The organism is Pseudoduganella sp. jia 12 (assembly GCF_055502675.1).
Window position 1 is genome coordinate 365,185 of the sequence record NZ_JBUXKP010000003.1, and the last position, 23,682, is coordinate 388,866.

General features: G+C 65.3%; 25 protein-coding genes and 1 pseudogene. 13 read left to right on the forward strand and 13 right to left on the reverse strand.

What is annotated here, in order from left to right; translation table 11 throughout:
• The first annotated feature begins 248 nt into the window (after positions 1-248).
• Complete coding sequence (locus tag ACY65G_RS07710) at positions 249-776, forward strand: type II secretion system protein (RefSeq protein ID WP_464996773.1); 528 nt, start codon at positions 249-251, stop codon at positions 774-776.
• 34 nt (positions 777-810) lie between these two features.
• On the opposite strand, the gene ACY65G_RS07715 is transcribed toward ACY65G_RS07710, so the two are convergent.
• From ACY65G_RS07715 to ACY65G_RS07725, 3 genes are all read right to left on the reverse strand, one after another.
• Entirely contained in the window at positions 811-2,265 is a 1,455-nt protein-coding gene (locus ACY65G_RS07715) for a Ppx/GppA phosphatase family protein (RefSeq protein ID WP_464996774.1), read from the reverse strand.
• A 120-nt stretch (positions 2,266-2,385) separates the two neighbouring features.
• Entirely contained in the window at positions 2,386-3,561 is a 1,176-nt protein-coding gene (locus ACY65G_RS07720; protein WP_464996775.1) for a GGDEF domain-containing protein, read from the reverse strand.
• A gap of 1 nt (position 3,562) precedes the next feature.
• Positions 3,563-3,838 carry a hypothetical protein gene (locus ACY65G_RS07725; protein ID WP_464996776.1) on the reverse strand — a complete coding sequence of 92 codons (276 nt, stop codon included), beginning with the start codon at positions 3,836-3,838 and terminating at the stop codon, positions 3,563-3,565.
• A 132-nt stretch (positions 3,839-3,970) separates the two neighbouring features.
• On the opposite strand from ACY65G_RS07725, the gene ACY65G_RS07730 reads away from it, so the two are divergent.
• The 3 genes from ACY65G_RS07730 (at position 3,971) to ACY65G_RS07740 (ending at position 8,548) form a co-directional block, all read left to right on the forward strand.
• Positions 3,971-4,819, forward strand: coding sequence for a methyltransferase domain-containing protein (locus ACY65G_RS07730; RefSeq protein ID WP_464996777.1), 849 nt, complete (start codon positions 3,971-3,973; stop codon positions 4,817-4,819).
• Positions 4,820-5,403: 584 nt separating this feature from the next.
• Positions 5,404-8,274, forward strand: a complete 2,871-nt coding sequence (locus tag ACY65G_RS07735; protein ID WP_464996778.1) for a bifunctional diguanylate cyclase/phosphodiesterase — start codon at positions 5,404-5,406, stop codon at positions 8,272-8,274.
• 28 nt (positions 8,275-8,302) lie between these two features.
• Positions 8,303-8,548 (forward strand): hypothetical protein, encoded by a 246-nt coding sequence (locus ACY65G_RS07740; protein WP_464996779.1) that lies wholly within the window; start codon positions 8,303-8,305, stop codon positions 8,546-8,548.
• Positions 8,549-8,710: 162 nt separating this feature from the next.
• On the opposite strand, the gene ACY65G_RS07745 is transcribed toward ACY65G_RS07740, so the two are convergent.
• The gene (locus ACY65G_RS07745) at positions 8,711-9,190 is read right to left on the reverse strand and encodes an acyl-CoA thioesterase (RefSeq protein ID WP_464997058.1); all 480 of its coding nucleotides are present in this window, start codon (positions 9,188-9,190) and stop codon (positions 8,711-8,713) included.
• A 103-nt stretch (positions 9,191-9,293) separates the two neighbouring features.
• Here ACY65G_RS07745 and ACY65G_RS07750 point away from each other — a divergent pair, with 103 nt between their 5' ends.
• From ACY65G_RS07750 to ACY65G_RS07765, 4 genes are all read left to right on the forward strand, one after another.
• Positions 9,294-10,610 carry a M16 family metallopeptidase gene (locus tag ACY65G_RS07750; protein ID WP_464996780.1) on the forward strand — a complete coding sequence of 439 codons (1,317 nt, stop codon included), beginning with the start codon at positions 9,294-9,296 and terminating at the stop codon, positions 10,608-10,610.
• Positions 10,607-12,013 carry a M16 family metallopeptidase gene (locus tag ACY65G_RS07755; protein ID WP_464996781.1) on the forward strand — a complete coding sequence of 469 codons (1,407 nt, stop codon included), beginning with the start codon at positions 10,607-10,609 and terminating at the stop codon, positions 12,011-12,013. Before ACY65G_RS07750 ends, ACY65G_RS07755 begins: the two co-directional genes overlap by 4 nt.
• A gap of 133 nt (positions 12,014-12,146) precedes the next feature.
• Entirely contained in the window at positions 12,147-12,548 is a 402-nt protein-coding gene (locus tag ACY65G_RS07760) for a VOC family protein (protein ID WP_464996782.1), read from the forward strand.
• Between the two features lie 94 nt (positions 12,549-12,642).
• Positions 12,643-12,954 (forward strand): hypothetical protein, encoded by a 312-nt coding sequence (locus tag ACY65G_RS07765; RefSeq protein WP_464996783.1) that lies wholly within the window; start codon positions 12,643-12,645, stop codon positions 12,952-12,954.
• A 157-nt stretch (positions 12,955-13,111) separates the two neighbouring features.
• Here ACY65G_RS07765 and ACY65G_RS07770 read toward each other — a convergent pair whose 3' ends face one another.
• Positions 13,112-13,492, reverse strand: a complete 381-nt coding sequence (locus ACY65G_RS07770) for a winged helix-turn-helix transcriptional regulator (RefSeq protein ID WP_464996784.1) — start codon at positions 13,490-13,492, stop codon at positions 13,112-13,114.
• A gap of 96 nt (positions 13,493-13,588) precedes the next feature.
• Here ACY65G_RS07770 and ACY65G_RS07775 point away from each other — a divergent pair, with 96 nt between their 5' ends.
• Complete coding sequence (locus tag ACY65G_RS07775; protein WP_464996785.1) at positions 13,589-14,335, forward strand: NADPH-dependent F420 reductase; 747 nt, start codon at positions 13,589-13,591, stop codon at positions 14,333-14,335.
• Between the two features lie 71 nt (positions 14,336-14,406).
• Here the strand turns inward: ACY65G_RS07775 and ACY65G_RS07780 are convergent.
• Both ACY65G_RS07780 and ACY65G_RS07785 read right to left on the reverse strand, forming a co-directional pair.
• Positions 14,407-14,631: pseudogene (locus ACY65G_RS07780) on the reverse strand (hypothetical protein); the annotation flags it as partial.
• Between the two features lie 122 nt (positions 14,632-14,753).
• Positions 14,754-15,761, reverse strand: a complete 1,008-nt coding sequence (locus tag ACY65G_RS07785) for a serine hydrolase domain-containing protein (RefSeq protein WP_464996786.1) — start codon at positions 15,759-15,761, stop codon at positions 14,754-14,756.
• Between the two features lie 196 nt (positions 15,762-15,957).
• On the opposite strand from ACY65G_RS07785, the gene ACY65G_RS07790 reads away from it, so the two are divergent.
• Positions 15,958-16,299: a YciI family protein gene (locus ACY65G_RS07790; protein WP_464996787.1), complete on the forward strand. Its 342-nt coding sequence runs from the start codon at positions 15,958-15,960 to the stop codon at positions 16,297-16,299.
• 80 nt (positions 16,300-16,379) lie between these two features.
• Here ACY65G_RS07790 and ACY65G_RS07795 read toward each other — a convergent pair whose 3' ends face one another.
• Entirely contained in the window at positions 16,380-16,739 is a 360-nt protein-coding gene (locus ACY65G_RS07795; RefSeq protein ID WP_464996788.1) for a hypothetical protein, read from the reverse strand.
• Positions 16,740-16,814: 75 nt separating this feature from the next.
• A complete protein-coding gene (locus ACY65G_RS07800) occupies positions 16,815-16,937 on the reverse strand; it encodes a hypothetical protein (RefSeq protein ID WP_464996789.1) in 123 nt (40 codons plus the stop codon).
• A gap of 191 nt (positions 16,938-17,128) precedes the next feature.
• Here ACY65G_RS07800 and ACY65G_RS07805 point away from each other — a divergent pair, with 191 nt between their 5' ends.
• Positions 17,129-17,302, forward strand: coding sequence for a hypothetical protein (locus tag ACY65G_RS07805; protein ID WP_464996790.1), 174 nt, complete (start codon positions 17,129-17,131; stop codon positions 17,300-17,302).
• Positions 17,303-17,358: 56 nt separating this feature from the next.
• On the opposite strand, the gene ACY65G_RS07810 is transcribed toward ACY65G_RS07805, so the two are convergent.
• Complete coding sequence (locus ACY65G_RS07810) at positions 17,359-17,565, reverse strand: hypothetical protein (RefSeq protein ID WP_464996791.1); 207 nt, start codon at positions 17,563-17,565, stop codon at positions 17,359-17,361.
• A gap of 227 nt (positions 17,566-17,792) precedes the next feature.
• On the opposite strand from ACY65G_RS07810, the gene ACY65G_RS07815 reads away from it, so the two are divergent.
• Both ACY65G_RS07815 and ACY65G_RS07820 read left to right on the forward strand, forming a co-directional pair.
• Entirely contained in the window at positions 17,793-18,401 is a 609-nt protein-coding gene (locus ACY65G_RS07815) for a sulfite oxidase-like oxidoreductase (protein ID WP_464996792.1), read from the forward strand.
• A gap of 18 nt (positions 18,402-18,419) precedes the next feature.
• The gene (locus tag ACY65G_RS07820; protein WP_464996793.1) at positions 18,420-19,151 is read left to right on the forward strand and encodes an FAD-binding oxidoreductase; all 732 of its coding nucleotides are present in this window, start codon (positions 18,420-18,422) and stop codon (positions 19,149-19,151) included.
• A 4-nt stretch (positions 19,152-19,155) separates the two neighbouring features.
• Here the strand turns inward: ACY65G_RS07820 and ACY65G_RS07825 are convergent, their stop codons facing one another.
• The 3 genes from ACY65G_RS07825 to ACY65G_RS07835 are packed head-to-tail and all read right to left on the reverse strand — an operon-like array spanning position 19,156 to position 23,664.
• A complete protein-coding gene (locus tag ACY65G_RS07825) occupies positions 19,156-21,111 on the reverse strand; it encodes a sensor histidine kinase, YfiR-like protein-associated (RefSeq protein ID WP_464996794.1) in 1,956 nt (651 codons plus the stop codon).
• Entirely contained in the window at positions 21,111-21,728 is a 618-nt protein-coding gene (locus ACY65G_RS07830) for a TOL_0243 family YfiR-like periplasmic protein (protein WP_464996795.1), read from the reverse strand. The genes ACY65G_RS07825 and ACY65G_RS07830 overlap by 1 nt, the downstream gene beginning before the upstream one ends.
• Position 21,729: 1 nt before the next feature.
• A complete protein-coding gene (locus ACY65G_RS07835; RefSeq protein WP_464996796.1) occupies positions 21,730-23,664 on the reverse strand; it encodes a TOL_0244 family TonB-dependent receptor in 1,935 nt (644 codons plus the stop codon).
• Between the last annotated feature and the right edge of the window lie 18 nt (positions 23,665-23,682).

The window sequence follows — 23,682 nt, forward strand, 5'->3', positions numbered from 1 at the left end:
CCTCGCACGGCGCTTTTACCGGCAGCGCTCGCTTGCCTTCCCGCAAAGATTGGCTGCAGGGCTCAATTGGGCCAAGAGCAAGATTTTGTTTCCACAATGCATCAATTGTGATCATCGTGGGCCATTGCGATTGTCACGCGGCGCAAAGGTCACTACGATGCGGTAACCCACTCGACTCTGCCATTGGCAATACGCATTCACGCCTGCACCGGCTTTCCATGATGATCTCGACGCCCCTGACAGGACACTTGCAGCCACGTCCCGCACCCGGCACGCGCCGGCACGGCCAGACGGGATTTACCCTGGTCGAACTCATCGCGGTGATCGTGATCCTTGGCATCCTCGCGGCCACCGCGCTGCCGAAATTCGTCGACCTGGGATCGGACGCGCGCACGGCTTCCGTGAAGGCCGTCGGCGGCGCGCTCGCGACGACGTCCGCCATGGTGCACGGCAAGGCACTGATCGATCCGTCGGCCACCACGGTCACCAACGAGAACGTGGTCGTCACGCTGGAATCCGGCTACCCTTCGGCTGCCCGGATCGGCAACATGGCCCTGGCGGCCGGCCTTGACACGACCGACTACACCATCCGCTACGGCTCCGCCACCGCCACCGCCACCCAGCCCGGCCTTCCCATCAACTCGTTCGCGGCCATCCCCACCGACGTGCAGAACACCCCGAAGGCGCTCGGCTGCTATGCCCAGTACACGGGGGCCAGCGGTTCGGGCAACGCGATCAGGCCGCCCGTGGTGACGGTGGTGACGAGCAGCTGCTGACGTGCGTCGTGGCCGGGGCCGCGCGGTCCGGGCCTCAGGCGCTGGTGCGCAACCCCAGGTCCACCCCGACCTCGTCCCACTGCTCCTGTTCCTTCTCGATCCAGTAGGACAGCGTGGGATGTCCGCTGACGAGCGCGCGCGGCAGTTCCAGTTCGATGCGGTTCTTCATGCGCAGCTTCGGCTGGGCCTCGGCCACGGCGATGCGGGCATGCATGAAGACGACGGCAAGCCGCAGCGCGACCACGGCGCGGGCAAAGTCCGGGTCGGACAGGAATTCCTCCACCTTGCGCAGGTTGCCCTTCTGGGCCAGCACCAGCCGGCTCATCGTGCGCTGGTCGCGCGTGGTGAAGCCCGGCAGGTCGGCATTTTCGATCAGGTAGGCGGCATGCTTGTGGTGGCCCGTCTGCGACACGGCCTGCCCCACTTCATGCAGCAGCGCGCTCCAGTACAGCAGCCGCGCCGTGGCGTCGTTCGCGGGCTTGAGCAGTTCCACCAGCGCGAGCGCATCGTCGGCCACGCGCGCGGCGCGCGCCTCGTCGACATGGAACTTGCGGGCGAAATCGCGCACCGACTGCTCGCGGCGGTCGAGCCGCATTTCGCGCATGGTGAGGTCCCGCATCACGCCCATGCGCAGGCCGGCTTCGATCGGCGCCAGCTCCTCGATATCGAGTTCGTGCATCACGCCGATCAGGATCGCCAGGCCGCCGACGACGGTCGAGGCGCGATCCGGGCGCAGCCCCGGCAGGTCGATGCGGTTGACGTGGCCCAGCGCGATGAAACGGCGCTTCAGCGCTTCCAGGCTGTCCGGCGTGATGCCCTTGCCCAGGCCATTCTTTTCGATGACCTCGGCGATCGAGCGGATCGTGCCGGACGAACCGTAGGCCCGCTTCCAGAATTGCGGCATGTAGGGCGGCGCGCCATCCTCGAATTGGCTGCGGGCGGACAGGATCGCCGCTTCGTACGACGGCCCGTCGACATAGCCGTTGACGAAGAACGCGAGGCTCTGCTTCACGCTGCCCACGCTGAACGACTCGACGCGCTCGATATCGAACCCGCGGCCCAGGATCAGCTCCGTGGAGCCGCCCCCGATGTCGACGACGAGGCGCCGCTCGTTCGGCTGGGCCAGCGCGCTGGCCACCCCCATGTAGATCAGCCGTCCTTCCTCCTCGCCGGAGATGATCTCGATCGGAAAACCGATCGCCGCTTCGCACTGGGGCAGGAACGTGGCGATGTTCTGCGCCTGCCGCATCGTGGACGTGGCCACCACCCGCACCGCGTCGAGCTGGTAGGCCGATAGCGTGATCGCGAAGTTCTGCAGGCAGGCGATGGCGCGCTGCTGGGCCGCTTCGGTGAGGTTGCCGGCGGCATCGAGCCCTGCGGCCAGCCGGATGGGTTCGCGCATGCTCTTGAGCACGCGGATCGTGTCGCCATCGTGTTTGCCTATCGACAGGCGAAAACTGTTCGATCCGAGATCGACCGCTGCATACATCGGGGATTCCATTAATTTATATTGTTTATATTGAAAATCCTATCACATTAGTGCGTCCGGATGACGGCTTGATGACAGGACAATCGTGTGCACAGGACAAACCGCGCAGTCCAGGCTTGCTCAGGTACCCGTGCTCTCTTCCTCCACCGGCGGCGGCGGCGCGGCCACCACCCGGTTGCGGCCGTGCAGCTTGGCCGCCTGCAGCGCCTCGTCGGCGCGCTTGAACAGGCTGACGGGCGTATCGTCGGCGCGGATGGTCGTCACGCCCAGGCTGGCCGTCAGCGAAATCACGGCGCGCTCGGCCTTGACCGGATTGGCCTCGATCGACGCGCGGATACGCTCGGCCACGTGGACGGCATCGGCCAGCGTGGTGCGCGGCAACTGGATCGCGAACTCGGCGCCGCCCAGGCGCCCCATCAGGTCACTGTCGCGCAACTGGCCGCAGCAGGCATCCACCATGGCCTTCAGCACCTTGTCGCCCACGGCATGGCCGTAGTGGTCATTGACGCGCTTGAAACCGTCCAGGTTCAGGATCAGCAGCGCGGTCGGGGTGCCGGGGCGGCGCGCCAGGGCGAGCCATGGGGCCAGCGCACCGTAGAAGCCACGGCGGTTGGGCACGTCCGTCAGCGCATCCACCATCTCGAGGCGTGCGAGCTCGCCCTGCAGCGTCTCGCGCGCCAGCAGCAGGTAGCCGGCGCTGCCGATCAGCATCGCCAGGAAAAAGGCCACGTAGCCCAGGCCCTGCAGCTGGGCCGCCCCTACACCGGCCCAGCCCTGCGGCAGCGCGATCGCCAGCAGGCCGCGACCGGCGATCGCCAGCGCCGGCACGGCCAGCGCCAGGGCAAGGAAACGCCGCAACATCGAGGCGCCACGCCAGTCCAGCGCCAGCGCCGCCACGCCGGCAAGGTAGAACGCACCGACGATGGCATAGCCGGCCGCCACACGCAAGCTGCTGTCCACCTCCAGCACATAGCAGGCGAGCCACGCCGCGATCCCCAGGCCGAGCGCCGGCAGCACGATGCGCCGCCAGCGGGTACGCCCGGCGTGCTCCCACAGCGCGCCGGCATCGAACGCCACGCCGGCAAACAGCAGCACGTTGGCCAGCGGGCCGGCCAGCAGTTCGGGAATCACGCCGCGAAAGTACAGCAGCAGCCAGGCCACCGCCTGGAATTGCCGGGCCAGCGCGAAGGTGGCCAGGGCGCCGCGCTGGCGATTGTCCGTATCGTGGAAGAAAAGCGCAGCGCACAACGCCAGATTGCCGAGCGCCAGGGTGAGAACCAGCGTCCTGACGTCCACGTCAGATCTCGTGCTCGACGTTCGTAGTGCCGTCGCCCACCTTGGATGCCCACGCCCGCAGGAAGAAATCCTTTTCCTCCTCGGTGGGAACGTCGTGCCAGAACACGATCAGCGTGCCCTTGTGGTCATGCAGCTGGCTGCATTTTTCGATAAAATTCTGCCTGCCTGCCGCATCGGCCAACGCGGCCGCGTAGCCATAGACGCGGTTCAGGCGCTCGATGCGATCCGGTTCGGTGAAGCTGTTGGTCGCGGTAATGGTCGGGTGATCCAGGAACATCGTATTCTCCATACAGAGCCGGCCGTGGCAATGTACCCATAAAACGTTTTCGTGTAAATGCGCCGCCGGGGTACACTTTCGGCGAGCCAGTGAGCTTAGCAGAAAGCGACCCCGACACCAACCCGAGCGACCATGCCGCACACCCTCGACCAGGCCCCTGGCCAGCCGCTGCCCGCCGGCCACGGACCTGCTCCCCAGTCCCCTGCTCCCCGGCCCGCTGCCGCGCTGCCAGCCGGCGAAAACGGTGCCCCCCTCCTTAGCCGGCGCAAGGGCCGGCTGACGCTGGAATTCGTGCCGGGCGAAGTACAGAGCCAGATGGACCTGGCCGATCCGCACCGCCTCGTGCTGGCCTACGCCCGGGCCATGATGTGCTTCGTGCTGTTCAAGCCGCGCCCGGCGCATATCGTGATGGTGGGCCTGGGCGGCGGCTCGCTGGCCAAGTTCTGCCACCGCTACCTGCCCGGTGCCCGCATTACCGTGCTGGAACTGTCCGCGGAAGTGATCGCGCTGCGCGAGCATTTCGCCGTGCCGTCGGACAGCGAACGCTTTCGCGTGATCCACGCCGATGCGGCCCGCCACATGCCGCAACTGGCGGGCAGCGCGGACGTGCTGCTGGTGGATGGCTTCGATGCTGCGGGCCTGCCGCCGGCGCTGGGCAGCGCCCGCTTCTATGCGGACTGCCGGCGCGCCTTGCGGCCCGACGGCCTGCTCGTGGCGAATATCTTCAGCTACGACCCCAATTACGAAGCCATGGAGCACCGGCTGCGCCAGGCGTTCGGCGATAACGTGTGCCAGTTCCGTGGCATTGCCGGCAACAACCACATCCTGTTCGCGCTGCGGCCCGCGACCGGCGCCCCGAACCGCACGCAGCGGCTGCTGCAGCGCGTGGCGTTGTGCGGCGCGCTGTGGCCCGGCCTGGCGCCCTTCAACCGGCTGCTGGCCCACTGGGTCGTGGGGCGGCTGCGCCAGTCGGGGGCTTGACGCCCCCTTCGGCCCCTGACCAGCCGCGTGACCTGGTCGCTTTGTCCGGCGAGGACATGGGGCACGCTGAGCGACACTTCGAAGCGGGTGGCCGTGCCGTCGCCATGCGGCACGGCAGTGCAGTATCCGCTGATGAGAATGGCCTGGTCGCGCCACAGAAGGTTGAAATGTCCTGGCGGCTCGGTGTCCGCCGGGTCGCGCCAGGGCTGCCCGCCCAGTGAAACGAAGGTCGCTCCCGCTTCCGCGTCGAAGGAATACGTCTTCGAGAACGACAGCACCGGTCCCGTAAGGCGGCGGACAAGCAGCGCTGTTTCAGCGGGATCAAGCGTGGCAAGCTGGAAAGTCATTGTCGATCACGCCTCCTTGGGTTGGTGGTGATATGCCTTGCGTCTGTTCGACATACGATACCGGAATCATTCCACAAGATCGAGCAACCGCGAGAAGACGGGATGCAAGTGCGATTGGTGCGCAAATGCAACAATAGATTCTTAAAATATACAATCAGCCGGATACTGCCTGCTTTTTATGACACACTAACGGCCGGGCTCGCTCGCCCGTTGGTTTCGTTCACACACAGGAGTTCCATGGCACGCAGGTTCACCCCGGTTTCGCTGGCGGCGGCGCTTACGCTCGCCGTCGGCCTGTGCGTGACGGGTGTCCTGTTCATCGCCGTCAGCGCGCTCGAATACGACAAGTTGTCGGAAAGCTTCCAGCAGCGCGCGAACCTGCGCGTGGCAGCCATCCAGCGCGGCCTGGACGATGCCGTCGAAGTGCTGACCGTCACCAACCAGCTGTTCCGCACCATGCCCGGCGTGACGCAGGAGCAGTTCGGCGACTTCACCCGGCCGCTGCTGCACCGCCATCCGTTCATGGTGTCGTTCACCCACCAGCACCTGATGACACACGACGAGCGCCTCGCCTTCGAGGCGCATATGGCGCCCACGCATCCCGGCTTCACCGTGACCGAACTGCGTGCCGGCCGCTTCGTCCCGGCGGCGCGCCGCAACCGCTACCTGGTCACCGAATTGTTCGCGCCGCTGCAGGCGCACAACGGTGCGCTTGGACTCGACGTGTTGCCGATGGAGGCCGCGGAAGCGACGGTGGAGCGCATGCTTCACAAGGGCAGGCCCACCGCCACGCCGCTCGTCAGCGTGCTGCACCCGGCGCGGCGCGACAGCTTCGTGCTGCTGGTGCCGCTGTATCGCACGGGCATGCCTACCGAAACACCGCAACAGCGCCGCGCCGCCTGGGTGGGCCAGACGGCCGCGCTGATCCGCGCGCCGCACCTGGTGCACACGATCCTGCAATACGGCGGCCTGCTGGACGATCCCCACCTGCTGCTGCGCGTCTACGCCGGCGACGATGCGGACCTCGTCTACGCGACCGGCCCCGATGCCGAAGCGGACAACCGCGCCATGTTCACGCTGCCGCCATGGCTGGCGCTCCACCACCCGCAGCACGTGACCCGGCGATTCGACCTGCTGGGCCAGACGTGGCGCGTGCGCGTGGATGCGCTGCCGCGGCCCTTCCTGGCCGACCATACCGGCTCGCTGATCGCGCTGGTCGGCGGCCTGCTGTTTTCGGTGCTGGCCGCCGCCCTCGTGCACATACTGGAGCAGCGCTCGCGCCGCGTTCAGTGGCTCGTCGACGAGCGCACCGCCGACCTGCAGCGCAGCAATGCCCGGCTGAACGACGACGTGGCGGCGCGCAAGCGTACCGAGCGCGCATTGCAGGAAAGCGAACACCGCTTCCGCCGGCTGCTTGCGCTGTCGTCCGACTGGTACTGGGAGCAGGACGCGAACTTCAGCTTCACCTACCTGGCCGACGGCTTTTTCGACAAGGCGCATGTGCAGCGCAAGGAGTACATCGGCCGCACCCGCTGGCAGATCAGGCCGGACTTCCTCGAAACGGCGGTTGGCCGCGACCATCTCGCGCTGCTGCAGGCGCGGCAGCCGTTCGCCGGCCTCGAACACGAGATCACCGGCGACGATGGCGTGACGCGCTGGTTCCAGTCCACCGGCGAACCGGTCTACGATGCCCAGGGCGACTTCCGCGGCTACCGCGGCACCGGCAGCGAGATCACGGAACGCAAGCTGACGGAGCAGCGCATCCGCCACATCGCCCACCACGATGCGCTGACCGGCCTGCCGAACCGGATCCTGCTGCAGGACCGGCTGGCCCAGGCGGTCGCCTACGCCAACCGCGGCGGGCGCCGCATGTGGGTGCTGCTGATCGACCTGGACCGCTTCAAGTTCGTCAACGACACGCTGGGCCACAAGGCCGGCGACCACCTGCTGCGTACGATCGCCGGCCGCCTGCGCGCGGCCGTGCGCGAGACGGATACGGTGGCGCGGCTGTCCGGCGACGAGTTCGTGGCGATCCTGTCCGAGCATGCCGACGAGGCGCTGGCGCCGGAGATCATCGACCGCATCATGGCCGCGCTGGCGCAGCCGATGACGCTCGATGGCAAGGAATTCTGCGTTACCTGCAGCATCGGCGTGGCCATCTACCCCGCCGACGGCACGCCTGCCGACCACCTGATCGAGCACGCGGATATCGCCATGTATGCGGCCAAGAAGCTGGGCCGCAACCGCTGGCAGTTCTACCACGGCGCGATGAACGAGGAAACGCGGGAACGGCTGCGCATCGAAGGCGCGCTGCGCAACGCGCTGGAGCGCGGCGAATTCGTGCTGCACTACCAGCCGCAGTTGGACCTGGCGAGCGGGCGCATCGTCGGCGTGGAAGCCCTGCTGCGCTGGCAGCACCCCGAGCTGGGCATGGTGCCGCCGCAGCGCTTCATCGGCCTGGCCGAGGAGACCGGCCTGATCGTGCCGATCGGCGCCTGGGTGCTGCGCACTGCCTGTGTGCAGGCGAAGGCGTGGAACGACGCCTGGGCACCGTGCGGGCTGCCGCCGCTGCGGGTGGCGGTCAACCTGTCGGCGCGCCAGTTCGTCCAGCCCGACCTCGTGCCGTCGATCGCGCAGGTACTGGCCGACACGGGCCTGCCGCCGGCCTGCCTGGACCTGGAACTGACGGAAAGCCTGTTCGTCGACGACGTGGCCCAGGCGGTGGAAGTGCTGCACCAGCTCAAGGCGCTGGGCGTGGCCCTGTCGATCGACGATTTCGGCACCGGCTACTCGAGCTTCTCGTACCTGCGCAGGTTCCCGATCGACGTGCTGAAGATCGACCGCTCGTTCGTGGCCGACATCGCCAGCGACGCGGACGAGGCGGCGATCGTCGTTTCCATCATCGCGCTGGCCCGCAACCTCAAGTTGCGGGTGATCGCCGAAGGGGTAGAATCACTGGCTCAGCTGGAATTCCTGCGTGCCCACGGCTGCCACGAGATGCAGGGCTATCATTTCAGCCGGCCGTTGCCGGCGCAGGAATTCGAGCGGATGATGCAGAGCGGCCGCACGCTCGCACCGGCGGCGGAGCCGGAGCTGCTGCCAGCGTAAAGACATACCGGAACGGGGGATAACAACAATGAATGCACGAGTCAAGAAACAATACCTGCTGAAGCCTCAGCACGCGCGCACCAACCGCAAGATGCGCGACCTGGTCGACAAGGCGGTGACGGCGCTGCCCGAAGTGGGCATCCGCAAATCCGCCGAATTCCTCGCGTCGATGCACGTGCCGGTCGAAGTGGCGGTGCGGGCCCTCGTGTACCCGAAGCGGCGCCGCGCCATCACGCCGCCGTCGTACAAGCGGGCGGGGATCAAGTACGCATAACGGGCGCCAGTGTTTCGAAACATTTCCTGAAAACCGGTGACAGGCACTAATGGCGTTAAGTTGATGCTTAGCCGGCACGCAGACACCCAGAAAGCGAAGGGCTGGGGTCAGACCCGGCGGGTCTGACCCCGGAATCTGCCTCTGGGGTTCTGTCTTTCGGCCTCACTGCCCCTTCGCCTTGTTCTTGGCCCCGTGCAGCGCCAGCCGCGCGGCCTTGCGCGCCTCGGCCTGCTCGAAGCGGGCGACCTGCTCCGGCGTTTCCGGTACCAGCGGCGGCACCGCCACGGGCTTGCGGTCCTTGTCCACCGCCACCATCGTGAAATAGCAGCTGTTCGCGTGCCGCACCAGCCGCTGCTGGATGTTTTCCGTCACCACGCGAATGCCCACTTCCATCGAGGTGCGGCCCGTGTAGTTCACCGAAGCGAGGAATGTCACCAGTTCGCCCACGTGGATCGGCTGCAGGAACATCACCTGGTCGACCGACAGCGTCACCACATAGCTGCCCGAGTAGCGGCTGGCGCACGCATAGGCCACGCTGTCGAGGAATTTCAGGATCGTACCGCCGTGGACATTGCCCGAGAAGTTCGCCATGTCGGGTGTCATCAGGACGGTCATCGTCAGCTCGTGGGCCGACCAGTGCATTGCGCTTTCCATCGTGCTTTCCATGAATGAGGGGTCCTACACATTCTAACGGCAATGCCGTATGCTTGCGCATCATCAATTTTTACCATTGGAAGGGCGCCCCATGAAGTGGAAACTTGCCGCCATCGTGGCTAGCAGCATGCTCGCCGCCTCGGCCCAGGCCGCGTTCACGGCAGACCAGGTCAAGACGTTCACGCTGGCCAACGGCATGAAGTTCATCGTCCTGGAAAGCAGCACGATCCCCAACGCGAACATGTACACGTTCTGGAAGGTGGGCTCGCGCAACGAGGCGCCGGGCACCACCGGGTTGTCGCACTTCTTCGAGCACATGATGTTCAACGGATCGAAGAACTACGGGCCGAAGATGTTCGACCGCACGATGGAAGCGAACGGCGGCAGCAACAACGCGTACACGAGCAGCGACGTGACCGTGTACCAGGACTGGTTTCCCGCCACCTCCGTCGAAACGATCTTCAAGCTGGAAAGCGACCGCATCGCCCACCTGACGATCGACCCGAAGATGGTCGAGAGCGAACGCGGCGTGGTGCTGTCCGAACGCAGCACGGGCCTGGAAAACTCGAACATCCGCATGCTGATGGAAGACCTGAACAGCGTGGCCTACAGCGCCCACCCGTATTCGTGGCCCGTGATCGGCTTCGAGTCGGACATCAAGGCGTGGACACAGCAGGACCTCGTCAACTACTTCCGCACCTACTACGCGCCGAACAACGCGGTGGCCGTGATCGTCGGCGACGTGAAGGCCGACCGCGTGAAAACCCTGGCCACGAAGTATTTCGGCGCGATCCCGAAACGCGCGATGCCGCCGGTGGTGAAGACCGTGGAACCGGAGCAGAAAGGCGAGCGGCGCCTGTTCGTCGCCAAGCCATCGGCCACGTCCGCCAACCTGATGGTGGCATACAAGGCGCCGCGTGCGGACAGCCCGGACTACTACGCGCTGAACGTGCTGCAAGGCGTGCTCACCGACGGCAAGACGTCGCGCCTCTACAAGGCCCTCGTGGAAAAACAGCTGGCGACATCGGTCGGCGCCGACGCCACCGATGGCTTCGATCCGGGCCTGCTGTACGTGTTCGCCGTGGCCGCGAATGGCGTGGATGGCGCGAAGGTGGAAAAGGCGCTGCTCGACGAAATCGACAACGTGGTGAAGAACGGTATCACCGAGCAGGAACTGCAGGCCGTGAAGAACAAGAAGCTGGTCAACCTGTACCGCGCACAGGAAACCATCAACGGCAAGGCGCAGCAGCTGGGCAACTACGAAACCTTCTTCGGCGACTGGCGCAAGCTGTTCGACGCGCCCGCCGAATTCGAGAAGCTGACCACGGCCGACATCCAGGCCGTGGCCGCCCGCTACCTGAAAAAACAGCAGCGCACCATCGGCGTGCTGGCTGCAAAGGAAGAATGATGAAGAAACTGGTATTCACCACCGCGCTGGCTGGTGCGGCCGCCGTGGCGCATGGAGCCGAATTCAAACTGCCGCAGTTCGAAACGACGAAGCTGCCGAACGGCCTGACCGTCATGCTGATGGAGCGCCACGAGGTGCCGCTGATCGCCGTGCGGGCTGTCGTCAGGGCCGGCGCCGTCAACGACGGCACGCAGGCGGGCCTCGCCAACCTGACCGGCGACGCGATCCTGCTGGGTAGCGAAAAGCATTCCAAGGCGGCCATCGACGAGGCATTCGATTTCCGCGGTGCGCAACTGGCCGGCGGCAGCGCCACCGAGCAGACCACCGTGCAGGCCAATTTCGCAAAGAACGATGCCGCCGCCCTGCTGCCGCTGTTCGCCGAGATCGTGCAGCAGCCGAATTTCGAGGCCGCGGAACTGGACAAGCTGAAGAACCGCAAGGTCAGCGGCCTGAAACAGGCCAAGGAAAGCCCGCGCCAGGTCGCCGGCACCTATTACCGCAGCATGCTGTACGGCGACGCGCCCTACGCCAGCCCGGCCGGCGGCACCGTCAACAGCCTGTCCGCGCTGAAGCGCACCGACGTGCAGGGATTCCATGGCCGCTACTTCAGGCCGGACAATGCCGCCATCATCGTCGTCGGCGATTTCGACCCGGCCGCGATGCGCCGACAGATCGAAACGCTGTTCGGCCAATGGCAGGCCGAAGGCCCCGCGCCGCAGCGTGCCGACTACGGCAAGCCGCTGGCGGACAAGCCGCGCGTGTGGCTCGTCGACAAACCCGATGCGATCGAGACCACGTTCATCATCGGCGGCCCCGGCATCGCCCGCAACGATCCCGACTATGTGCCGCTGCAGGTGCTGAACACGGTACTGGGCGGGCGCTTCACGTCGTGGCTGAACGACGAGCTGCGCGTGAACTCGGGGCTCACGTATGGCGCCAACAGCTCGTTTGCGCCGCTGGCCCAGTCGGGCGTCTTCACGATGTCGAGCTTTACCGCATCGGCGAAGACGGAAGCGGCGCTCGACCTGGCGCTGAAGACGTACAACCGGCTTTGGGGAACGGGCAAGGACGGGGGAATCGACAAGCCCACGCTCGATTCGGCGAAGGCCTACGTGAAAGGCCAGTTCCCGCCGCGTTTTGAAACGAGCGAGCAGCTTGCCAGCCTGCTGGGCGATATGTACGCGCTGGGCGTGGACCGCGCCCAGATCGACAACTTCATGCGCGACGTGGACGGCCTGACGCCGGCAAAGGCAAAGCAGCTGGTCGACCGGCACTTCCCGCGCCAGAACCTGCAGATGGTATTGGTCGGCAAGGCCGACGATATCCGCAAGGTGGCGGCCAAGTATGGCGAGGTGACGGAGCTGGACATCAGCGCGGACGGGTTCAGGCCGGGCGGAAAATGAATCTGGCTGGGACCGGAGGCCTAGGCGGATGATACGGTGCGGGAGCGTTTGAAAGTCTGACTTCGGCGGGGAGCGGACCTCCGCTGACGAATGTCCCAATCACAGCAGGACCACAACGAAAGCACAATAGACGATGAGCTTGTCATTTCACATTGACTACAACGGTGAGTGCGAAGAGGCATTCAACTTCTATGCAGCGTGCCTTGGAGGGAGGATTGGTACGATGCTCAAGATCTCCGATTCACCGATCCCAGCATCGGCGACGCGTCCGGGACGTCACATCGTTCATGCAAATATCTGTATCGATGGGGTTGAGCTGGCCGGTGCCGATGTTGAAGCACATAACTACAAAAGACCAGCGGGCTTCTATGTTTTGCTCGGTGTCGATTCGGAAGAGAAGGTCGATTCTTATTTCAGTGCGCTACAGACCAACGGGCAGGTGATCCTGGCGCCGCAGCAGACTTTCTGGTCTTCCCGCTATGCCATTGTGATCGACAGGTTCGGCGTACCTTGGAAGATCAATCGCGGAACGTGATCGGGCCTGTTCCCACCGTCTGCCCAGGCTGATCCACCTGTCATGGCAGGCTGCTTTCGGCCCAGAAGCGGACGAAAAACACGTTTAGAAATTCATGGATTACCAACTCGTTCTACAGTTCAGAGGAAACGGCTGTCTCGACTTCGATGCCATGGTCAGCCTTGAGGACGAGATACAGAAAATCGTTGCGCCAATTGCCGATGTGGATGGACACGACTTGGGCAAAGGGGAAATGAACATCTTCATTCTTGCTGCTGATCCAGTCTCGACATTTGAACGAGCTAAACCATTACTTTTCGCTGCAGCTCTGCTGGACAAAGTCAGCGTCGCTTATCGCCAAGTACGTTCCGATGACTTCACCGTCCTCTGGCCCGCAAGCTCAACAGCAGCTTTCGTGGTTACTTAATCCGCTCTGGGGCGGAAGCCGACATGCACAGGATGTGCAGCAAACGGCCAAGAGCGAACCATCAGCCGTAGCTTTTAATGGATTGAAGCGCATGCCGATGCCACTCGCCCCCAAGAAAAAACGCCTTAACTACGAAAAGGCTGGTTGCCGTCGGCCGTCAGGGTGCCGAGTCGACACCGAGAATTTCCCGACGCAGTAAAGACCAGTCAACCAGGGCCTCGATCGAAGGCCCGAGCGCCAGCCCCATATCGCTGAGTGCATATTCGACCCTGGGCGGCACCTGTGGATACACTTTACGTGTGACGATCCCGTCCTTTTCCAGCTCCTTGAGCTGTTGTATTAGCATTTTCTGGTTGACGCCTTCAACGCGGCGCTCCAGTTCCGAGAATCGAAGCGGCAGCTTGGCAGCAAAGAGCTGGAAGATGATGACGATCTTCCACTTTCCTTCCAGCACGCGCAGTGCTTCGCTCGTTGCGCTAGCCCAGACAAGCTGTTGCTTTGGATCTTCACATTGCCAGTCGCGACTCAAGATATACATACCTTTTCGTGTGTTACCCACTTTTTGGTGAGTTCTTGTTTATAAGTAAGCATGTCCCTATTATGACAGTACATGAATCATCAATGAGAGGAAACCATGAAAATCGGCATTTTGGGAACGGGGCACATCGGCAAGACACTCGTCATGCGCTTGAGCCAGGCCGGGCATGAGGTAAAAGTCGCCAATTCGCGTGGCCCCGAGACGATCGATACGGAACTTCTGGCCTTCGGCGCACGCGCCGTGACCACTGAAAATGCGCTCATCGATGTGGAAGTGGTTATCCTCTCGATCCCGCTCAACCGCATCCCCGGTATCGCCCCGTTGATCGCCGGTCTCCCGGAGGAGACAGTCGTGATCGACACCTCCAATTATTATCCCTTCCGCGACGAGAAGATCGACGCCATCGAGCAGGGACAGGTCGAGAGCCTGTGGGTCGCCGAGCAGCTTGGGCGCCCTGTCGCCAAGGCATGGAACGCAATCGGCTCAGCTTCGCTGGCAAAGAAGGCAAAGCCCGCAGGGGCATCCGACCGGATCGCCATTCCGGTGGCCGCGGATCGCGATCACGATCGCAAGATAGCCACGTCGCTGGTCAATGATACTGGCCTGGATGCTTTCGACGCCGGCTCGCTTGCGGACTCGTGGCGCCAGCAGCCGGGAGCGCCCGTCTATTGCACCGATCTTTCCTATGCCGAGATCGGCGCTGCCCTGGATGCGGCGGAGCGAGACAGATTGCCGAAGCGCCGGGACCTCGGCGTTGCGGTAATGCAGGAGCGCCTCGGGAACGGCACAGCCAATCCCGACGAGGACTGGGGCGTGCGGCTGGTGCGCGCCATCAACATGTGACCGTGCGGGCCCCGCCGCGCAAGGCAAATCTGTTGACGGTTAACGGACGACCCGCGGCTTTCCGGCGGTCCCAGGTAACTTGGCTGCAATCCTCCCGCGTCGATGACGATCCGCTGCAAGACAAGTTTGGGGTCCAGCGCCCAGAACTTCAACGTGTGCTTCCCGGGCCGGTCGACCTCGTGCGTCGTGGCGAACGTCGCCACGCCGTCCGACACGATCCGGCGCCAGTAGTCCTCGGACTGGTCGGCGTGCACGTTCACTTGCCGTGGCGGACCGTCATCGATCGAAGCAGGAATGACGGATCATGCGCGCAGGACTGAAGGACGCCCCGGCATTTCGTACGCCGTGGAAGGAACGAGGCTGATCAAGGCACCCGGCCGCTTTCTGCAGGCATCGATCGACCGGTCCAGTCGATCTCCTATTCCAGTGCGGCGGAGAGTATGCGCTCCAGGTCGGGGCCGGCCTCCTCGCAATTGGCCAGATGGACAATCGAGGTGCGGGTTTGCGGGAGCCTGACGATCAAGGTGCTGAATCCCCACAGGCCGCCGCTGTGGAACACGACGTCCTGGCCATGTCTTCGCGTGAGCTCCAGCCCGAATCGATAGTCGGGCACGGTTCCGTCGAGGAAAGGGGAAGGCTGCAGCATGGCATGCAGGAGGCTTGAACTGTCGGACCACTGGCGATGCCATGCCATTTCCCACCGCAGCAGCTCGGCGGTGCTGCCATACATGCCGCCATCGCCGACCGTGTTGGCATTGCCCAGGTGCTGTTTGTAGCCGAAGGGGCGCGCCGGCTCCGCTTCGTAACTGAACACGCGATTCCGGATTACATTGAACCGGTCGTCATCGAAGGCCAGGCGATGGATGCCAAGCGGCGCGAGTAACGTCTTCCTGGCGTAATCCGCAAGCGATATCCCGGCCAGGCGCTCAACCAGGGCGGCAAGCAGGATGTAGTTGCTGTTGCTGTAGCGGTATTCGGTCTGTGCCGGGCACTCGACCGTGTCCATGCAGGCAATGATTCTCAGGATCGTGTCGTTGTTGAAGTAGTCGGCTTCGTGGCGTCCCAGCTGGCATTGCAGGAACTGGAAATAGTCGGGGATGCCGCTGCTGTGATTCAACAGGCTGCGCAACGGGAATGCCTGTTCGAATTTCGCCAGTTCGGGCAGGTAAGGACAAACGTCGTCATCGAGGCCGATCATGCCTTCACGTACGAGGGTCATGACACAGGCCGCGGTGAATTGCTTCGATACCGACGCGAGGTAGTAGGCCGAGTCGCGCGACAATGGCACGTTCAGTTCGAGCGAAGCCAGCCCGTGATGGCGTTCGAACACCGTTTCGGCATCGCGCATGACCGCGACACTGAAGCCCGGCCCCTGTGACGGCAAGCGCGCTTCCAGCTGTCTGTAATACTCCCAAAGTGCTTGCACAGGGCCTCTGCTTTCTGCTTGAAGAAAGCCGTGATTTTACGCGCCAGGTTCGCAGGCGAGCACGCTATCGACCTGAAGGTGCATGTCGACAATCCCGCTGTGCGGCTCTACCATTGCCTTGGCATGCGCGTGGTGTAGCGGATCGGCCCGCGTCCCGCCGCATTTTTATGTGCAGCGCCATCATCGAGGAGCGGTCATGACCAAGTTTCTGATTTCCTTCCCTGCGGATGCAATGAAGGTTCCCGCCGAGGAGATGGCTGCCGTGGGTGAAGCGGCGCGTGAGGTGATTCGTGAAGCAAAAGCTGCCGGGGTCTACGTGTTCGGTGGCGGCATCAACGGCGAAGTGGCACCGGTGATGGTTGCAGGCGATGGCAGCTGTGCAGCTGCGACCTATCGCCAGACCAGGGAGCTGGATGGCGGCTTTTGCGTGCTCGAGCTCCCGTCCAGAACGCTTGCCGTGCAATGGGCGGCCAGAATCGCCACGGCCTGCCGGTGTGCACAAGAGCTGCGCGAGTTCGGCCACGATCCGGAAAGCTGACCTGAGGCCATCGCGGAAACCGGTGGCCTGATGATGCGGCAAACAGCAGCCTGCGACCGCATGGCGATCGCAAAGGCTGGTTACAAGCCGTTCGCCTCGATATCGGCCAGCGTCTCGCGCCCCTTGTCGGTGACGGCGAAGCCGGTGTCGGTCGTGACGATGTGGGATTTCTTGCCGAGGAAGGCAATCACGTCGTCATCGAGCTTGGCGGCGGGATCGTCGGTCAGTGCGCGCAGGCCGAGAACGCAGCGGCGCAGGAACAGCCTTTCCTTGCCCTTGTCGGTCAGCGACAGGTGGCCGCTGCGGGCGAACGACAACAATTTCAGGCCGGACAGGCGCTTGGTGTTGCGGGCAACGCAGGCGCTGGGGCGCCCGGAAATGCCGCGGCGCACTTCGTCCAGCGCATTGTATTCGTCGGTGGTGAGTTTTTCGTCTTTCATTGAACCTGTTCCATGATGGCGGATGCGGCCGTCATGGTACGCGGGCCGCACCGGCCCGGCAAGCGGCGCGGGAAATTACTTGAACGCCTTGAACGCAAGCAGGAACACGCCCAGCCCCGCCACCACGCCGGCCAGCAGCCTGCGCATCCGGTCGCTGCGGCGGCCGAGATAGATTTTGTTGTGCAAAGAGTTACCCATGACAGTCTCCAGATGAATCGTCCATTACTGGCTCAATTATAGGAACAGTTCAGTGACGCGATTGTGACAGCCGGCACAAATAATTAAAACTTGTATGTTGTTAGCAACACCTGTGTTCTTCTAGTCAATATGGCGCCGTCTTCTTCCCCCTCTTGTTACGATGGGCCATCTTCCACCAACAGGAGCAGGCAATGTCAGAACCCAGAAAGCCATCCGATTCCACCGACGATTCTGAAAAAGGCGGGCACATGATGAACGAGCCCGACATCGGCAGCGGCGAAAAGTCGCCTGGCGAAAAGGAGACGGAGGAGCAGATCCGCCAGATCCCGCAGCGCACGCCCGAACCGGCGAAGCCGGGCGCCTGAGGCAAAGGAAGAACAGACGGCAGGAAAGCAAAAGGCGGCATGTGCCGCCTTTTACTTCAGTCCATCCGGATCGGCGGCGGCGGCGCGCTCGGCTCTTCCACCGGAGGTATCTCGCTGGGGGGCTTTTCGTTGGGTGGCGGCTGGTTCGGCGGATCCTGTTCCGGCGGCGGCGTGTCGGGATCCGGCGTGATATGCGCTGAAATGTCCGGCGACAGCAATGCTGGCGATGTGATGTGCGGCTGGCGGTCCAGGTCTCCACTCATGTCGATACTCCTTGGTAAATATTGCTAAAAAGCTTATCACCGTCGGCGTAAACGCGGCGCCCGCGTCATCCGCGATCGGTCCCGTCCAGTAATCCGGCCTGTCCACGGACCTTCCCCCCGCCACCATGGCCTGCCACGCCCAATGGCAGATCCGCCCACGGCAGCAAACGATCTACACTGATGGTTCTAACAGATAGCGCAACGGCGAAAGCGCCATGGAGCACACGATGAGTACACGAGGATTCACGGGCCGCCGGCCCGGCGCCGATGCGGCGCGCCGCCTGCCGCCCGGCCAGCACGAGACGGATGATTTCCCCGTGTTGTCGCTCGGGCCGGCGCCCGCGATCGACCTGGCGAACTGGCGCTTCACGGTGCGCCAGGGTTCGCGCCCGCTGGCCAGCTGGAACTGGGAGCAGTTCCTCGCCCTGCCCCGCACCACGTGGCGCGGCGACATCCACTGCGTTACCACCTGGAGCAAGTTCGACACGGTGTGGGAAGGCGTCGCGTTCGACGACCTGCTGGCTGCGGCCGGCATCGTCGCGCCTACGGCTTTCCTGCTGGCCCAGTCGTTCGACGACTACGACACCAACGTTCCCGTCGCCGACCTGGTGAACGGCCAGGCGATGGTGGCCACGCATTTCAACGGCGCGCCGCTCGCGCCCGAACATGGCGGCCCCGCGCGGCTGCTGGTGCCGCACCTGTACTTCTGGAAAAGCGCGAAATGGCTGAAGGGCCTGAAGTTTACCGAGAAGGATGAAGCGGGCTTCTGGGAATTGCGCGGGTATCACATGCGCGGCGATCCGTGGCGCGAACAGCGCTACACGGACGACGAATGAGCGGCCAATGAGCGGCCAATGAGCAGCACCGGCACAGGCATCTGGGAACACGCCGTCATCGCCCGCATCGAACAGGCGACGCCACGCATGCGCAGCTTCTTCCTGCGCGCACCGCTGGCGCGCCACGCCGCCGGCCAGCATGTCGACGTGCGGCTGACGGCGCCGGACGGCTACCAGGCCCGCCGCAGCTATTCGATCGCCTCCGCGCCCGGCGCGCAGGAACTGGAACTGGGCATCGAGCTGCTCGACGACGGCGAAGTCTCCGCCTATTTCCACGACGTGGCGCAGCCGGGCGACGCGATCGAGGTGCGTGGCCCGCTCGGCGGCCATTTCCTGTGGCAGCCGGAGCAGCCTGGCCCCGTGCTGCTGGTGGGCGGCGGTTCCGGCGTGGTGCCGCTCGTCTCGATCGCGCGGGCATGGCGCCAGGCCGGCGCGCACGCTCCCATGCTGCTGCTTCACTCGGCCCGCACGTGGGAAGCGCTTGCCTACCGCGACGAGCTGCGTGGCATCGCCGGTGCGCATGCGGGATTCGGCTACGTCACCACCGTCACGCGGGCCGGCAATGGCGCCGCGGATCACATGCGCCGCATCGACCGCGCGATGGTCGACGAGGCACTGGCCAGACTGGGCGCGGTACCGGCGGTATGCTACGTGTGCGGCGCCAACGCTTTCGTCGAAGCGGTGGCGCAACTGCTGGTGGCAGCCGGCATCGCTCCGCGCGCGATCCGCACGGAACGCTACGGAGGATAGGTGGTCAGCGGTCCGCGATCGCCACGCCTTCCCGGCGCCCCGCCAGGATGGCGAGGATCTGCTCCACGCTGACCGGCTTGACCAGGTGCTCCTCGAAGCCCGCCTCGAACGCCAGGTCGCGGTCCTTCTGCTGCCCCCAGCCGGTCACGGCGATCATCACCGTGCGCCCCAGCGCCGGCACGGCGCGCAGGGCCCGGGCCAGGTCGTAGCCGTTCAGGCCCGGCAGGCCGATGTCGAGGAACGCGAAGTCGGGCGCGAAACCTTCCGCCGCGGCCAGGGCCTGCGGACCGTCGTGGCAGACGTGCACCGTGTGCCCCAACGTGCGCAGCAGGCCGCCGATCGCGTTGACGAAATCCTCGTTGTCGTCCACCAGCAGGATGCGGTATTGCCGGTCGCCGGCCAGGCCCTGCGCCGGCCGCTCCGCGGCCTCCGGCACTTCGGCCTGCACCGGCAACGTCACGGTAAAGGTGCTGCCCTTGCCCTGCCCTTCGCTGGCCGCTTCCAGCGTGCCGTCATGCAGCTCGACCAGCCGGCGCGCCAGCGACAGCCCCACGCCCAGTCCCTGGCTGGAGCGCTCCAGCGAAGCATCGGCCTGCACGAACATCTCGAAGATATCGGCCAGCATGCCAGGCGCGATGCCGATGCCGTCGTCGGCCACGCGGATGCGCAGGCGGCTATCGTCGCCCACGTCCGCCGACAAAGCGATGTGGCCGCCATGCGGCGTGTAGCGGGCGGCGTTGTTCAGCAGGTTCGACAGCACCTGGGCCAGCCGCGTGGTGTCGCCCAGCACGTGGACGGGCCCGGGCGGCAGGTGCACGGCCAGCTCGTGGCCCTGCGCATCGATGAACGGGCGGACGATTTCCAGCGCATTGGCGACCACGGCATGCAGTTCCAGGCTTTCGCGCCGGATCGTCAGCTTGCCGGTATTGATGCGGGAAACATCGAGCAGGTCGTCGACCAGGCGCACCATCTGTTTCAGCTGCCTTTCCATCACGCCGCGCGCCCGCAGGCTGGCCGCGGGATCGCCGCCGTTCAGGCGCATGATGTCGAGTCCCGTGCGGAGTGGCGCCAGCGGGTTGCGCAGTTCATGCGCCAGCGTGGCCAGGAATTCATCCTTGCGGCGATCCGCCAGCAGCAATGCGCGTTCGGCGGCCTGGCGCACGGCCATCTCGCGTTCCAGCGTGAGGTTCGCCTCCTGCAGCGCATTGGCGCGCCGGTCGATCTCGGCCAGCATGTCGTTGAACGCATCGACCAGCGTGCCGATCTCGCCGCTGTGCCGCGCGCCCTTGCCGCCATGCGGGTAGGACGCGTCATGCAGTTCGTCATGGTGGTGTTCGACGCGCAGCGAGAAGTCGCGCCGCTGCATGACCGCGCGCGCCACTTCCGTCACCGCCCGCAGCGGCCGCGTGATCGACTGCTGCAGGCGCGTGGCCACGACCGCCGCCAGCAGCAGGCTCGCCAGCGTGACGACGCCAAGTATCGTTGCGTAGCTGACCAGCCGCTCCATCAGTCGATAGCGCGCGCTCAGGTACACGGTGCCGACACGCTCGCCGTTTTCCATGATCGGGTGGTACACCACCATCCGCCCTCCTTCGATCGCCGGCCCCGGCGGGCCGGGATGCGCGGGCAGCGGCGGCACGTCGGCGCCCGCCTCGGCGTATGCGGCGAAGATCGCGCCGTTGGCGGCATAGATGGCACCTTGCTGGATCTGCGGCCGCACCCGCAGCAGCGCCAGGTTCTGCCGCGCCGCGGCGGGATCGTTGAAGCCCACCGCGGGCGCCGACACCGTGGCCACGATTTCGGCCTGCGTGGTCAGGTCGTCGATCCAGTTCTGCTGGAACGTCGTCAGGTCGTACACCAGCATGCTGATGGACGTGGTGAGCAGCGCGGCAAACGTGGTGGCGAGCGCCATTGCCACCAGTTTCGCGCGCACGCTGCCGGAATGGAAACGGGACAGCACTAGTTCCCCTTCTGCACGTGCCAGGCCACCGACAGCAGGCGCGAACTGAGTTTCAGGTTGCTGCGCTCCGCGGCCGGCAGCGATACCTCGAAGCGCACGCGGTCCTCGACGAGGCGGAAGTTGATGACGGCGCCATGCTGCAGGCCGTTCTCGTCATCGGTCACGCCGAGCGCGCCGTTCTGCGCGGCGCTGCGCAATACCTTCGGCAGGTCGGCCGCCGCGCCGGCATACAGCATCTGCAGGCCGGCCACCGGCTCGCCCTCGCGCAGGCTGCGCACGGCGATCGGGCGGCCGTTGACGGTGCGCCCGGCCGTGATGCGCGACAGTTCGGCGGCCACGTCCTCCGCGCCCAGCACGCCGACAGTGAGCGGGCTGCCGGCTTCCGCGCCCTCACGGGGCGCCAGGAAGTCGACGTAGCCGAGGAATTTGAACAGGTAGGCGGCCTTCACGCTGCGCTCCAGGTTCGGCATGGGCGGCGCGGCGGTCTGGCCGACGGCCGCGCCGTTCAGCGCCACGCACAGCAGGGCCAGCGCCAGCAGGACGGATAGCCAGCCCGGCCAGCTCGGCACGCTGCGCAGGGCCGTCGGGCGGCAAGGTTGGATCGCGGGTGGCGTCATGTCAGAAACGATAAGTAAGCCTGAGCACGGCGGTACGCTCGAACACGCTCCGGTTCGGCGCCGCTCCGAACTCGGGGTGGGACCGGTGCAGCAGGTTCTGGCCGACCAGCGCAATCTCGAGGTTGCGCGTGGCCTTCCAGGACCATTGCAGGTCCAGTTCGTGATAAGAGGGCACGGCCGGGCGCGGCAGCGCGCCGACCTTGCGCAGTGTCCAGTCCAGCTGCATGTCGCTCGGCAGGTCGTGCGACGAACGCAGCTGCCAGTAATGGCTCGGGTCCGCGCCGATCAGGTCCGCGGCGTTGCTTGCGTCGCGGCTTTCAGGCCGCAACGCCGTGCGCACACGCTGCACCACCAGGCCGCCGCTCAGCCGCCAGCCATCGGCCGGCTGCCAGCGCGCCCACATTTCCACGCCGCGCGTGTGGCCATACGCCAGGTTGCGATACTCCGCCAGCCCACTGTTCGCCGGGCCGTCCGGATTCGGCTCCTGCGAGCGCAGGCGGCCGTACCTCGCGGCGAACGCCGTCACCGAATACGACCAGCGAGGCGATGGCTGGATGCGGTATCCCAGCTCCACCACCCGCGCCGTCTCCGATTCGAACTCCGGCCCGCCGCCCGACAGGTAGCGCGGCACGCCGGCGATGATCAACGGCCGCGCCGGGGTGTACCGGTCGCGGTCCACGCGCGACGGCGCACGCACCGCGCGCGCCAGGTTGCCCCACAGCAGCTGACGACTGTCCGGCGTCCACGCCAGCCGCAAGCCGGGCAGCACCTCGGCGCCCGTGTAATGGTTATGCTCCACCTTGACCCCGGCCGTCAGCCGCAGGTCGTCGCGCAGCGCCACCTCGTCCTGCGCGAACAGGCTGCCCCAATGCATTGTCAGGTCGTTCGGCAAGTACACCTGGGTGCGGCCCGTGGTGATGCGGTCGCGCGAATGGCGGTAGCTTGCGCCCCACGTCATGTTATGGGGCATGGCAGAATTCGCCGCCAGGCGCAGGCTGTGCTGCGCTTCCACTTCGACCGTGTCGAGCCGCTCGAACACAATGTTCGGCTGGTTGCGCTCGGTATGGTCGAGCACCACCTGCAGGCGCACGTTCGAGTCATCCGACAGCCGGCGCGTGAAGCGCGCCACCAGGTTGGCGCCCGAGATGCGCGTCGCGCCCGCGCCGCGCTGCGCCAGGTCGCCTTCGTACGCATCGCCCGACACCATGAAGCCGCCGCGCGAGCGGTCCCAGTCGGCGCGAAAACCTGCCTGGCGCCGCGAGTAGCCGGTGGCCGCCTGCCCGGTGTCGCGCACCGCATCGTCGGCATCGGCGTAGCGCGCATACACGCGGTAATGGCCCCCGTTCGGCAACGCGCCGCCGTAACGCACGCTGCCCTCGCGGTCGTCCTTGCCGAAGGCGCCCGCCACCAGGCCGCCCTGGGTATCCTTGGCCGAGCGGGTGATCACGTTGATCACCCCGTTCACGGCATTCGCGCCCCAGATCGTGGCGCCGGGGCCGCTGATCACCTCGATCCGTTCCACATCCTCCAGCAGCAGGTCCTGGACATCCCAGGCCACGCCGGAAAACAGCGGCGTGTAGAGGTTGCGGCCGTCGATAAGCACGAGCAGCTTGTTCGACTGCAGGCTGTTGAAGCCGCGTGCCGTGATCGCGTAGTTGCGCGCATCCGCGCGCGCCACCTGCAGGTTCGGTGCCAGGCGCAGCGCCTCGGGCAGCGTGCGTGCGCCGCTGCGGCGGATTTCGTTGCCGCCGATGATGTAGATCGACGCCGCGGCATTGCCGAGCCGCTCTTCCTGCCGGGAGACGGACGTGATGACGATGTCGCTCAATTGCTCGAGCGACAGCTCGGCTATGTCGTCCTGCTGCGGCGCCGCGCATGCCAGTTCGCTCGCCGCGAGGAGGCAAGCCCCTGCCGCGACCGGCGCCCAAATTGTCAACAGACCTCTTTTGATTGG